This window comes from Cellulomonas aerilata (assembly GCF_007991755.1).
GTDB lineage: Bacteria > Actinomycetota > Actinomycetes > Actinomycetales > Cellulomonadaceae > Pengzhenrongella > Pengzhenrongella aerilata.
On sequence record NZ_BJYY01000020.1, the window covers coordinates 44,781 to 57,037 of the forward strand.

A 12,257-nucleotide genomic window follows, 5' to 3' on the forward strand; every position below is an offset into this window, starting at 1 on the left:
GCGAACCGGGCGTGAGCCGGGCTACCGGGCGACCGACGCCCCGGAGATCGCCGGGTTCGCCGGGGCCTGGCTCACCGGGAGCCGGTCCTCGCCCACCGTCGGCTCGTCCTTCAGACGCCCACCGCGGTGGTCCCACACGTCGCGCGCGATGACCTGGATCATGCTCGCGACCGGGATCGCCAGCAGGGCACCGAGGATCCCGGCCAGCTCGACGGCGACCAGGATCGACACGATGACCGCGAGCGGGTTGAGGCTCACCGCGCGGGAGAGGATCACCGGCTGCAGCAGCTGGTTCTCCAGCTGGGTGTAGATCAGGAAGAAGATGCCCACCGCGATGGCGGCCGGGACCGAGTGGACGAGGGCGGCGACGGTCGCGACGACGGCCCCGATCGGCGCCCCGACGAGCGGGACGAGGTCCATCAGGGCGACGAACAGGGCGATCAGCCCGGCGAACGGGACACCGGCGACCTTGAGCACGATGTACGTGAGCACACCGCAGATCACGCTGATGACCAGGTTGCCGGAGAGGTAGCCCGTGACGGACCGGGCGCAGTCGCCGCCGACCACGCGGATGCGGTGGCCGGTGGTCGGGCGGAAGAGGCTGACGAAGCCGTCGACGACCTTCGGGCCCTCCAGGACCATGAGGACCGCGAGCACGAAGATCGTCACGAGGGCGATGAGCCCGCTCGCGACGCCCGCGAGGACGCCGGCGGCGGGGCTGGTCAGCCCGCGGGCGAACTCCCCGATGCGCTCCTGGTTGTCCTGCACGTACTCCAGGGCGTTGGTGCGCTCGAGCAGGTCCCCGACCGGTCCGCGCCCGTTGCGCGCGTCCTCGACGAGGTCCGGCAGCTCACCGGCGAACTGGCTCCCCTCACGGGCGAGCGGGACGGCGAACACGGTGCCGATGGCGCCGATGACCAGCAGCACGACGAGGAAGACCAGGAGCGTCGCCAGGACGCGCTTGCGGCCGCCGAGCAGGCGGTTCTGGATCAGGTTGACGACCGGGTAGAGGGCGACGGCGAAGAACGCGGCGATGATCATCCACGTGATCACCTGCAGGGAGTGCAGGACGATGTAGAGGAGCAGCGCGGTCGCGAGCAGCAGGCCGATGATCGTGAGGATCGTGCGGACCATGCCGGGCGTGGGGGCGCGTTCGGGCACGTCCACGGCGGTGGTGGGTGTAGTCACACGTCCGAGTGTCAGCGGAGCGGGGACATCGCGCGCGGCGAGCGGGCGCGGTGAGAGGGCGGGCGCCCGTCGGGCGGGACCTGTCGCCCGGCGGCACGACACGGGTGCCGGGGTCGTGCACGATGTGCCGGTACCCCGGCCGTGCCCGGCCTCGACCCCGCGGCGTCCGCCGCTCACCGACCCGCTCCGGAGGCCCTCCCGTGACCGACGCGCCCGCCCGCACCGACGCGCTGCCCCGCAGCGCTCCCCGCGACCAGGGCGTCGACGCGCGCGGTGTCGCGGCGCTGCTCGACGCGCTCGAGGCGGCGCCCGGCATCGAGCCGCACAGCCTCATGGTGCTGCGGCACGGGCACGTGGTCGCCGAGGGGTGGTGGCACCCGTACGCGGCCGACGGCGTCCAGCTGCTGTACTCGCTGAGCAAGAGCTTCACGTCCACCGCGCTCGGGTTCGCGGTCGCCGAGGGGCTGGTCTCGCTCGACGACACCGTGCTCAGCCACTTCCCGGACCTCGACGCCGACGTCGTGGACCCCCGCAGCCGCGCCATGCTCGTCCGGCACGTCGCCGCGATGGCGAGCGGGCACCTGACCGAGACCCACGAGCGCGCGCTCGAGACCGACCCGGCCGACCTCGTGCGGGGCTTCCTGCTCACGCCGCCGGACCGCGAGCCCGGGACGGTGTTCGCCTACAACCAGCCGTGCACCTACACGGTCGCCGCGATCGTCGCGGCCCGGTCCGGGGAGTCGCTCACGCAGTACCTGCGTCCCCGGCTGCTCGACCCGCTGGGCATCGGACCGGTCGCGTGGCAGCGCGACTCGTCCGGTCGGGAGATCGGGTACTCCGGGCTGCACGCGACCACCGACGCGATCGCGCGGCTGGGGCAGCTGTACCTGCAGGGCGGGGTGTGGGACGGCATCCGCCTGCTGTCGCAGGAGTGGGTCGACGACGCCACCCGCAGCCACGTCGACAACGCCGTGGCGAACACGGCCGCGGACTGGCGCCAGGGCTACGGCTTCCAGTTCTGGCGCAGTCAGCACGGGTACCGCGGGGACGGCGCCTACGGGCAGTTCTGCCTCGTGCTCCCCGAGCAGGACGCCGTCGTGGCGATCACGGCTGCGACGACCGACATGGGGAGCGTCCTCGAGGCCGTCTACGCGCACCTGCTCCCGGCGCTCGGGGGCCGGGCGTCGGACGGGGGGCGGGCGTCCAGCGGGGGGCAGGGGTCCGACGGGGGGCAGGAATCCGGCGACGGGCGGCCCGGCACCGACCGGACGGACCCGGAGGCCGCCGACCGGGACCTCGCCGAGCGGCTCGCCCGGCTCGCGCTGCCGCCCCTGCCGGGCGACGGCGAGCCGCCGTCCGCCGCCGAGCGCTGGGACGGGCTCACGGCCGGGTCGCCGGACGGTCCGGTCGCCGAGGTGACCCTCGCGCGCGGCGACGACGGGTGGGAGCTCACCGTGCGCGGCCGCCGGGACGGGACCGACGCCGGGGCGGACGCCGCCGCGGACCCGGACGCCGCCACGGACCCGCACGCCGTCACGGTGCCGCTCCCGCGGCCCGGCAGCGGCACCGGATCGGGCGCCGGCACCGGCGCCGGTGCAGCGGCGGGGGGCTGGCTGGTCGCCGACGCCCACCGGGCCGACGGCACCGCGGTCCCGGTCGCGGTCACCGGCGGCTGGACCGGACGGGGCACCCTGCTGGTCGACGTGGTGTTCCGCGAGACGCCGCACCGCCTGCGCCTGGAGATCGCCGCGCCGGACGAGGCGGCTGGGAGCGCCGGCGGTGCGGTGGGTGCGCGGTGGCTGACCGAGCCGCTCGGCGCCCCGGCCCTGGGCGCCCTGCGCGCACCCTGGCGCTGAGGAGCAGGGGCTCAGCCCTCGTCGAGCAGCCCCAGCAGCCGGGTGACCGTCGCCCAGTTGCGCGTCGTCGTCACGCCGCCCGTGACGTCGGCCGGCACCCGCGCGAGCAGCGTGGCCAGCTCGCTGCGCCCCAGGCCGTCCGGGGTGTGCAGGTACACGACCGAGCCGGTGGCGGTGGCCTCGTCCCGGCTGCCCCGGGCCTGCGCCCGGCGGACGGCGTCGGCCACCGCCTCGACCGCCTCCGGCGTGAGCGGCGCGCGGTGGAACACCACGTGCAGGCGGCTGGGGTCGCCCTCCCCGGGGTAGGGGTTGCCGGCGACCACCGCGGCGAGCGCGTCGCGAGGGACGACCACGACGCCGGGGTGGACGTCCGTGCGCTCGGCGATCGCGCGCTCGAGGTCGTCGGCGAGCGCTGCCGCGTCCGTCCCGGTCGAGGTCAGGACGACGTTGCCGCTCTGGATGTACGTCGCCACGTCCCGGTGACCGAGGGAGGTGACGACCTCGCGCAGGTCCGCCATGGCGAGCCGGTTGCGGCCGCCGACGTTGATGCCGCGCAGCAGGGCCAGGTGGGTGCGCACGGGCCCACTGTGCCCCAGCCGGCGGCTACGCCGGGTCGGCGGCGCGGCCGAGCGCTCCGGCGGCGGACCCGACCGGCGCCACCGGCTCGCGGGAGGGCGCCGGCCACCGGGCCTCCACGAGCTCGCGCAGCCGCCCCGGACGGTCCGTCATGACCGCGTCCACGCCGAGCGCGAGCACGAGCTCCAGGTCCGCGTCGTCGTTCGGCGTCCAGCAGCACACCCCGATGCCGAACGTGCGCATGGCGTGCACGGTCGACGGCGACAGCAGCGTCCAGAGCGGGTTGTAGAGCTGCGGTCGCAGGGTCGCCAGCAGGCGCACGTCCGGCGGGTGCAGCGACGCGTCGTTGAGGTAGACGGTGGCGTCCGGGTCCGCCTCACGGATGGCGAGCAGTCCCTGGGTCGACCCGCAGAACGCCGTCCGGGTCGCGCCCATGCGCGTGACCAGCCGGGCGGCCGCCATGGCGGCGATCGGGTGCTTCTGGTCCAGGACCAGCGGGATGCCGGCCGCCGTCGACAGCTCGAGCAGGTCGGCCAGCCGCGGGACGCGCACGTCGCCGTGGCCGAGGCGGGCGATCTGCACGGCGGTCATCGAGGCGACCGGTCGCGGGTCGTCCCACAGGCGCTCGAACGTGTCGTCGTGCACGGCCACGAGCGTCCCGTCCGCGGCGAGCTGGACGTCCACCTCGACGGCGTCGGCACCCGACAGGATGGCGGACTCGACGGCGGCCACGGTGTTCTCCCGGAACGACACGGGGTCGCCGCGGTGGCCGATGACGAGCGGGGGAGCGGATCGAGGCACGGTCTCTCCTGGTCACGGGGCCGGCGCGGCGCGCGGCCTGGACCCGATCCCACACGGTGGCGGTGAACGCGCGGTGGCCCGGGGACGAAGACTCAGGGCTCCACGTACGGGTCGAGGCGGATCACCGTGGGGCACGCGCGGGCCGGGCCCCGGGTCGCCAGGTCGACCGCGTACCCGACGGCGTCGGCGACGTCCTCGGGCTGCAGGAGGAGCTCGGGGCTGTCCTGCGCCACGGGCGCGCCCAGCCCGGCGCCGGCGGCGACGAGGCCGGGGGACACGAGCGTCACCCCGACGTGGTGACGGCGCAGGTCCAGCCACAGCGCCTCGGCGAGGCCTGCGACCCCGTGCTTGCTGGCGACGTACGCGGCGTTCCCGGCGTAGGCCCGGTGCGCGGCACCGGAGCCGAGCAGCACGAGCGAGCCCGGGGCGTGGGCGACGAGCTCGGGCACGAGGAGGGCCGCGGCCTCGGCGAGGGCGACGAGGTTGACGTCGAGGACCCGTCGCCAGGTGGCCGGGTCGGCGTCGGGGGCGGGCGCCCAGTCGAAGGCGCCGGCCGCCCACACGACGACCTGGAGCCCGCCGGCGTCCCGGACGCGCCCCGCGGCGCCGGCGAGGGCGGCAGGGTCCGTGACGTCCACGACCTCGACCACCGGCGACGGTCGGTCCGCGCGGCGGCAGGCCGTCGCGGTCTCGTCCAGGCGCGTCCGGTCGCGCCCCCACAGGTGGAGCGCGAACCGGTCGGCGAGCCGCGCCGCGATCGCCCGCCCGATGGCGCTGCTCGCCCCGACCACGAGCGCCCGACCCTGGTCTGCGTCCGTCACCTGGTCACCGTGCCGGGCGCTCCGCACCGGCGCGACCCGGGCGAGCCGGGCGATCGGGGTGTCGGCGGCGCGCCTGATCACGCCGGACCGAATCGGAAGGAATCGGACCTCCGGGTTGCCCGAGTTCACCCGGAAATGCCCGAATGTGTTGACATCGACGGCACCCTCCGGCCAGACTCGGGGCACACCCGACGGGCGCAGGGGCTCGGGGTCCGGACGACGGAGTCGATGTGTACGCACCGGAGCGGCACCAGCAGATCCTGGCCCGCGCGCGGTCGGAGGGCCGCGTGGACGTGGCCTCCCTGGCTCGCGAGCTCGACGTCACCGCGGAGACCGTCCGCCGTGACCTCGGCGTCCTCGAGCGGCACGGCCTGGTCCGGCGCGTGCACGGCGGCGCCATCCCGGTCGAGCGCCTGACGATCGAGCGGACGCTCACCGACCGGGAGGGCCTGCTGTCCGTCGAGAAGGAGCGCATCGCCAAGGTGGCGCTCGACGAGGTCCCCGACGGCGGCTCGATCCTCGTCGACGCCGGGACGACGACCCTGCGGCTCGCGGAGCAGCTGCCCGCGGACCGCGAGCTGACCGTCGTCACGCACGCCCTGCCGGTCGCCTCGGCGCTGGCCTCCCGTCCCGGCCTCACGCTGCACCTGGTCGGCGGCACGGTGCGCGGCCGGACGCTCGCGGCGGTGGGCACGTGGGCGCTGCGCGAGCTCGCCGACATCCACGCGGACGTCGTCTTCCTCGGCACGAACGGCGTGACGGTGGAGCAGGGGCTGACCACCCCCGACCTGGCGGAGGCCGCCGTCAAGCGCGCGCTGATCGCGGCGGCCGGCCGGGTGGTCGTCCTCGCCGACCACACCAAGATCGGGCGCACCGACTTCGCCCACGTGGCGCCGCTCGCCCAGGTCGATACGGTGATCACCGACTCCGGCGTCGAACCCGAGCTCGCCGAGGAGCTCGAGGCTGCCGGTCCGACGGTGGTGCGCGCATGATCGTGACCCTGACGCCCAACCCGAGCGTCGACCGTGCCCTCGATCTCGAGAGCCTCGCGGTCGGGGAGGTGAACCGCGCCGTCGCCGCCCACGAGCACGCGGGTGGCAAGGGCATCAACGTGTCACGGGCGCTGGTGCGTGCCGGTGTCCCGTCCACGGCGGTGCTCCCGGCCGGCGGTGCGGACGGGTCCCGGCTCGTGGCGCTGCTCGCCGAGCTCGGCGTCCCCGCGGTCCCGGTCCCCGTGGCCGGGGACACCCGCTCCAACGTCACGCTGGTCGAGCGCGACGGGACGACCACCAAGATCAACGCGCCCGGGCCGGGCCTGAGCGCCGAGGAGGTCGGCGCGCTGCTGGCCGCCGTCGGCCACCAGCTCACCACCGCCCCGCGCTGGCTGGTCGGTGCGGGCAGCCTGCCCCCGGGGGCCGGGGACGACCTGTTCGTCCGGGCGGCCCGCGCCGCCGGCCGGCACCGCGTCCCCGTCGCGCTGGACACCTCCGGCGCACCGCTCGCCGCGGCCGTGGCCGCCGGTGGCCTGGCGCTGGTCAAGCCGAACGACGACGAGCTCGCCGAGCTCGTCGGTCGCGACCTCGTGACCGTGGACGACGTCGTCGTCGCCGGCCGGGAGGTGCTGGCCCAGGGCAACGACGCCGTCCTGGTCAGCCTCGGAGCGCACGGTGCGCTCCTCGTCACGGGCGACGGCTGCTGGTGGGCCGGCGGCGCGCCGCTCGTCCCGCTGTCCACGGTGGGCGCGGGTGACTCCACGCTCGCCGGCTACCTGTCCGCCGACGGCCCCCCCGCCGAGCGCCTGCGTGTGGCGGTCGCCTGGGGCCGTGCCGCGGTGCTGCTGCCCGGCAGCGCCGTCCCCGAGAAGTCCGACGTGGACGCCGTCATCGGCGCCGTCCGCGTCGTCGAGAGCCCTGATCCGACCCTCACCCTCAAGGAGCTGTGAACGTGAGCACCCCCCTCATCACCGCGGACCTGGTCGCCGTCGACCTCGACGCCACCGACCGCGACGACGCCACCCGACAGCTCATCGAGCTCCTCACCGCCGCCGGGCGCGTGACGGACGCCGACGGCTTCCACGCCGACGTCCGGGCCCGCGAGGCGCAGATGGCCACCGGGATGCCCGGCGGCGTCGGCCTGCCGCACGCCCGGTCCGCGCACGTCGTGGAGCCCAGCCTCGCCGTCGGCAAGCTGCGCCAGGGAGTCGACTGGGGCGCGCCGGACGGACCGGCGCGGCTGGTCTTCCTCATCGCCGCACCCGACGGCGCCCACGGCGACCACCTGAAGATCCTCGCCGCGCTCGCACGCCGGCTCATCCACGAGTCGTTCCGCACCTCGCTGCTCGAGGCCTCGGACCCCGCCACGGTGGCCGACATCGTCTCCCGAGAGGTCGTGGTCTCATGAAGTTCGTCGCCGTCTCCTCGTGCCCCACGGGGATCGCCCACACCTACATGGCCGCCGAGGCCCTCGAGGTCGCCGGCCGCGCCGCCGGGCACGAGGTCCACGTCGAGACCCAGGGAGCCGCGGGCTCCACCCCGCTGGACCCCCAGCTCATCGCGGACGCCGACGGCGTCATCTTCGCCGCCGACCTCGAGGTCAAGGACAAGGAGCGGTTCGCCGGCAAGCCCGTCGTCGACGTCGGCGTCAAGAAGGCCGTGCACGACCCGAACGGGGTCCTGGCCCAGGCGGTCGCCGCGGTCGAGTCCGGCGTCGTGCCCGCAGCCGCGCCGGGCGGCGCCACCGCCGCCGGGGGACCGGTGACGAAGGTCGACAAGAACGCCGGCGTCGGCACCCGCGTCCGCCAGTGGCTGATGACCGGGGTCTCCTACATGATCCCGTTCGTCGCCGCGGGCGGGATCCTCATCGCGCTGGGCTTCATGGTCGCCCAGGCGGCGTGGGGCGAGAACGGGCCGGTGGAGGTCACGCAGGTCCCGGTCGCGGACCTCGTCGGCAGCTTCAACGCCCTCTCCGGCAAGGACTGGGCCGTCCTGCTCTTCCGCACCGGTGGGCTCGCCTTCGGGTTCCTGGTGCCTGTGCTCTCGGGCTTCATCGCCTACGCGATCGCCGACCGTCCCGGCCTCGTGCCGGGCTTCGTCGGCGGCGCCATCGCCGGTGCGATCAACGCCGGGTTCCTCGGTGGTCTGGCGACCGGCTTCATCGGCGGCTTCCTCGCGCTGTGGATCAGCCGCTGGAAGGTGCCGAAGGGCGTCCGCGGGGTCATGCCCGTCGTCGTCGTCCCGCTGCTGTCCTCCCTGCTCACCGGCCTCATCATGTTCGTGATCATCGGCCGCCCGATCGCGGGCCTCATGGAGGGCCTGACGGGCTGGCTCAACGGCCTGTCCGGCGCGAACCTGTTCCTGCTCGGCGCCATCCTCGGCGCGATGATGGGCTTCGACCTCGGCGGCCCGATCAACAAGGTGGCCTACGTCTTCGCCACCACCGGCCTGGCGACCGAGGGCCTGGAGGCAGGCGCCACCCAGTTCCGCATCATGGCGGCGGTCATGGGCGCCGGCATGGTGGCCCCGCTCGCGATGGCGCTGGCCACGACGGTCCGCAAGCGCCTGTTCACGCACGCCGAGCAGGAGAACGGCAAGGCTGCCTGGCTGCTGGGGCTGTCCTTCATCTCCGAGGGCGCCATCCCGTTCGCCGCGGCGGACCCGTGGCGGGTCATCGTGTCCTCGGTCGTCGGCTCCACCGTCACCGGGGCGATGATCATGAGCCTGGGCTCGGAGCTGCGCGCGCCGCACGGTGGCGTGTGGGTGTCGCCCCTGATCTCGAACGCCCTCGGGTTCCTGCTCGCGGTCGCCGTCGGGATGGTCGTCATGGCCGTCGTCGTCATCGCGCTCAAGAGCATGAAGCCCAACCCGATCGTCGAGGCCGAGCAGGCCGCCGACGCCCAGGTCGCGGCCCGGGAGCCGCAGACGGTCTGACGGGTCCCACCCGACTGCACCCCGCGTCCTCAGCCGCCCGACGGATCCGTCCGTCGGGCGGCTGAGGCGTGTCCGGCGGTGCGGTGCGTCAGACGCGCGCGTGGCGCGCCCGGGCGAACGAGTAGACGCCGAACGCGGCCAGACCCAGCGCGATGGCGGTGAGCAGTGCGGTGCCGAGCGGCAGGGCGGCGACCGTCCGCAGCGCGGCGTCCAGCCCCTGCGCCTGCCCGGGGTTGCTCCGGACCGCGGCCAGCACCAGGAGCCCACCGACGACGGCCAGCGCGAGCCCCTTGGCGATGTACCCGATGCGGCCGGCCACGACCGGCCAGCGTCCGGGGTTCTCGCGCAGGTCCTCCAGGAACCGCCGGGTCCAGCCCTTGACCACGTGGTAGGCCCCCACGGCGACGACCCCGAGCCCGACGGCGGCGAGCAGCACCCGCCCGCCGGTGCTGGACATGAGCGTCGCCGTGACGCCCTCCCCGCCACCCGAGCCGCCCGACCCGCGCACGACCGACAGCGCGGTCCAGGCCAGCACGAGGTCGATGACCGCCTTGGCCGCCGCCTTGACGCGGTCGCCCGTGTCCCGCCGGGCGAACGCCTCGGTGATCTGCCAGAGGCCCAGCGCGACGAAGCCGACCACGGTCACCCACAGCAGCGCGCGGCCGACGCCGCTGCCCGCCAGGGTCTGCAGCGCGCCGTTCTGGTCGGCGCTCTGCCCGCTGCCCGTCCATGCCACCTGGAGCGCGACCCAGGCGATGAGCAGGTGGAGGAGCCCGCTGGCCGCGTAGCCCAGGCGCGCGCCGCGCTCGACGAGAGGGTTGTTGCCGGCCTGCGAGGCCGCCGATCGGATCCCGGTCATGAGCACACCCTGGCACCGTTCGCGCCGGTGCGGACGTCACCGACCGGGTGGTCGTCGTCCGGGGCGGGCCGGGCTGCGGCGCAGGGGCGGGCGGCCCCGCGCTGCGGGGAGCGAGGCGGTCTGGGACCGTAGAGGGAGCCCGCACCTGCCGCCCGACGCCCAGCGCTCGGACGACCCACCTCAGGAGACCTCATGGATGCCCCGACCACTGGCGCCTCGGCACCGGACACGACCGCCGGCAGCACCGGGCCGGCGGCCGTCGCCGGCAGCTTCGCCCCGGACACGGCGGGCGCGCCGGTCACCCGGTCCCGCCCGCGGCACGCGGCCTCCTCCTCCCGGGAGCCGGTCCGGTCGGCCGTCGTCTACAACCCGGTGCGCGTCGAGGACCTGGAGGGCCGGCGGGTGGCCGTGGAGGCCGCCCTCGCCGAGGCCGGGTGGCCCGCGCCGGAGTGGATCGAGACGAGCGCCGAGGACCCGGGCGCCGGCCAGTCGCGCCAGGCCGTCGAGGACGGCGCGCGCGTGATCTTCGCGTGCGGCGGCGACGGGACCGTGCGCTCGTGCATCGAGGGCGTCGCCGGCACCGAGGCGGCCCTCGCCGTCCTGCCCGCCGGCACCGGCAACCTGCTCGCCACCAACCTCGGCATCCCCGACGACCCGAAGGCGGGCGTACAGCTCGCCACGCAGTGGGGCCGGCGGCGGCTCGACGTCGGCGAGGTCGACGGGCACGTCTTCGCCGTCATGGCCGGCATGGGCTTCGACGCCGCGCTGCTGGACGACGCGTCCACCACCCTCAAGGCGAAGTTCGGGCCTGTCGCGTACGTCCTGTCGGCGCTCAAGCACCTGCGGGACCGGCGCATGCGGGTGGCCGTCTACATCGACGACCGCCCGCCGGTGCGTCGACGCGCCCGCACGGTCGTGGTCGGCAACGTCGGACGGCTGCAGGGCGGCGTGAAGCTGCTCGCCGACGCCGAGCCGGACAACGGCCAGATGGACGTCGCGATCCTCGCCCCCCACCGGCTCGGACACTGGGTCCAGATGATCTGGGGGATCGTCCGGCAGAACCGGGACATCGCCCACATGGACGTCCTGCGCGGCACCCGCATCCGCGTCGTGTGCGACCGGGAGCAGCGGCGCCAGCTCGACGGCGACGTCATCGAGCCGGGTCGTTCCTTGGTCGTCACCGTGCGTCCTGGCGCCCTCGAGCTCTGCGTCCCGCAGCCCGAGGAGAGCCCGGACCTCGCCGAGGGCGGGGAGCGGCTCGGGGAGGGCTGAGCCGGACAGGGTCGGGCCGGCCCGGTGTCTCATGGCGCCGGACCGGTGCGGAGCGGTCGAGGACGACCTTCGAGCAGGGGCCACCGACAGGGGTGGCACCGGGCGCTGCGATCGCCCCGGTGCCACCCCAGCTCATCGAACGGGGTGCGTCGTGGATCGACCGGGCGCGTGGCGTGAGCGAGCGTCCGAGCTCCTGGTGACGCATCTCGATGTGCCCGGTGACTCGCCCCCGCGTCTACACATCTCCGGTGACGCACGACGTCATCCCGCCTCGTCGTCCGGGCAGGGATCGCCCAGCTCGCGCCCGGCCGCGTCGGTGAACACCCACCGGGCACCCTGGCGGTGGATCTCGATCCCGCGCGCGTGGACATGCCCGTGGTGGTGCCAGCACAGCAGGATCCCGTTGTCGACGCTGGTGCTGCCGTGGTCACGCGCCCAGTGTTTGACGTGGTGACATTCCGACAACGTCGGTGGCGCGCTGCACCCCGGGAACCGACAATGCCGGTCGCGGGCGATGATGGCGTTGCGTCTGGCCCGGGTGAAGGTCCGTTCCGCCCGGCCCACATCCAATATCTCCGACTTGAGGCCGAATATCACCCGGTTCAGCTCCCCGTCGCACGCCAGCCGGTCCAGCAGAATACGCGGGACCGGGGCGCCGTCCTCGAACCGCGGGGCGTGCAGCACGCTCTCCGCCGTCAATACCGACGCGAACCCGGGCAACGTCTGCCCGTCCTGGCGAGCGATCGCCCGCTCGGTGACGGCCTGCAGCGTCTCGTAGGACACCAGCACGTTCAGCCGCGGCCGTGACGCGCGGCCCTCACCGGCGAGTCCCTTGTCCAGCACCAGGTTCGCCAGGACGCCGACCGCCTGCGCCCGCCGCTGATCGGCCGTCGAGGTGTCCCCAGCAGCCGGAACGGGGGTGACAGCTTCGAGTGCCGTCACCAGCGCCTGCCCGACC

12 protein-coding genes are annotated in these 12,257 nt (G+C 75.0%); 6 read left to right on the plus strand and 6 right to left on the minus strand.

The window, feature by feature from the left end:
- Window positions 1–21 precede the first annotated feature (21 nt).
- On the minus strand, window positions 22–1,188 hold the full coding sequence (locus CAE01nite_RS16065) for an AI-2E family transporter (protein ID WP_222595958.1): 1,167 nt from the start codon (window positions 1,186–1,188) through the stop codon (window positions 22–24).
- A gap of 200 nt (window positions 1,189–1,388) precedes the next feature.
- Here CAE01nite_RS16065 and CAE01nite_RS16070 point away from each other — a divergent pair, with 200 nt between their 5' ends.
- Entirely contained in the window at window positions 1,389–3,044 is a 1,656-nt protein-coding gene (locus CAE01nite_RS16070) for a serine hydrolase domain-containing protein (protein WP_246131277.1), read from the plus strand.
- A gap of 11 nt (window positions 3,045–3,055) precedes the next feature.
- Here CAE01nite_RS16070 and CAE01nite_RS16075 read toward each other — a convergent pair whose 3' ends face one another.
- The 3 genes from CAE01nite_RS16075 to CAE01nite_RS16085 all read right to left on the minus strand — a co-directional run bounded on the left by CAE01nite_RS16075 (window position 3,056) and on the right by CAE01nite_RS16085 (window position 5,242).
- Window positions 3,056–3,622: a DUF1697 domain-containing protein gene (locus tag CAE01nite_RS16075; RefSeq protein WP_186816632.1), complete on the minus strand. Its 567-nt coding sequence runs from the start codon at window positions 3,620–3,622 to the stop codon at window positions 3,056–3,058.
- A 25-nt stretch (window positions 3,623–3,647) separates the two neighbouring features.
- On the minus strand, window positions 3,648–4,421 hold the full coding sequence (locus CAE01nite_RS16080; RefSeq protein ID WP_146906548.1) for a glycerophosphodiester phosphodiesterase: 774 nt from the start codon (window positions 4,419–4,421) through the stop codon (window positions 3,648–3,650).
- Window positions 4,422–4,513: 92 nt separating this feature from the next.
- Window positions 4,514–5,242: an SDR family NAD(P)-dependent oxidoreductase gene (locus tag CAE01nite_RS16085; protein ID WP_186816633.1), complete on the minus strand. Its 729-nt coding sequence runs from the start codon at window positions 5,240–5,242 to the stop codon at window positions 4,514–4,516.
- A 230-nt stretch (window positions 5,243–5,472) separates the two neighbouring features.
- On the opposite strand from CAE01nite_RS16085, the gene CAE01nite_RS16090 reads away from it, so the two are divergent.
- From CAE01nite_RS16090 to CAE01nite_RS16105, 4 genes are read left to right on the plus strand one after another with little or no spacing between them, the layout of a single operon-like run.
- On the plus strand, window positions 5,473–6,234 hold the full coding sequence (locus CAE01nite_RS16090; RefSeq protein ID WP_146906550.1) for a DeoR/GlpR family DNA-binding transcription regulator: 762 nt from the start codon (window positions 5,473–5,475) through the stop codon (window positions 6,232–6,234).
- Complete coding sequence (gene pfkB / locus CAE01nite_RS16095; protein ID WP_146906551.1) at window positions 6,231–7,184, plus strand: 1-phosphofructokinase; 954 nt, start codon at window positions 6,231–6,233, stop codon at window positions 7,182–7,184. Before CAE01nite_RS16090 ends, pfkB begins: the two co-directional genes overlap by 4 nt.
- A gap of 2 nt (window positions 7,185–7,186) precedes the next feature.
- Complete coding sequence (locus CAE01nite_RS16100; protein ID WP_146906552.1) at window positions 7,187–7,642, plus strand: PTS sugar transporter subunit IIA; 456 nt, start codon at window positions 7,187–7,189, stop codon at window positions 7,640–7,642.
- Entirely contained in the window at window positions 7,639–9,168 is a 1,530-nt protein-coding gene (locus CAE01nite_RS16105; RefSeq protein WP_146906553.1) for a PTS fructose transporter subunit IIC, read from the plus strand. Before CAE01nite_RS16100 ends, CAE01nite_RS16105 begins: the two co-directional genes overlap by 4 nt.
- An 88-nt stretch (window positions 9,169–9,256) precedes the next feature.
- Here CAE01nite_RS16105 and CAE01nite_RS16110 read toward each other — a convergent pair whose 3' ends face one another.
- Complete coding sequence (locus CAE01nite_RS16110; protein WP_146906554.1) at window positions 9,257–10,027, minus strand: DUF1206 domain-containing protein; 771 nt, start codon at window positions 10,025–10,027, stop codon at window positions 9,257–9,259.
- Between the two features lie 192 nt (window positions 10,028–10,219).
- Here CAE01nite_RS16110 and CAE01nite_RS16115 point away from each other — a divergent pair, with 192 nt between their 5' ends.
- Complete coding sequence (locus CAE01nite_RS16115; RefSeq protein WP_146906555.1) at window positions 10,220–11,299, plus strand: diacylglycerol/lipid kinase family protein; 1,080 nt, start codon at window positions 10,220–10,222, stop codon at window positions 11,297–11,299.
- A 261-nt stretch (window positions 11,300–11,560) separates the two neighbouring features.
- Here CAE01nite_RS16115 and CAE01nite_RS16120 read toward each other — a convergent pair.
- Window positions 11,561–12,257 (minus strand): HNH endonuclease signature motif containing protein (locus tag CAE01nite_RS16120; RefSeq protein ID WP_146906556.1); only part of this gene is annotated, 697 nt, incomplete at its 5' end.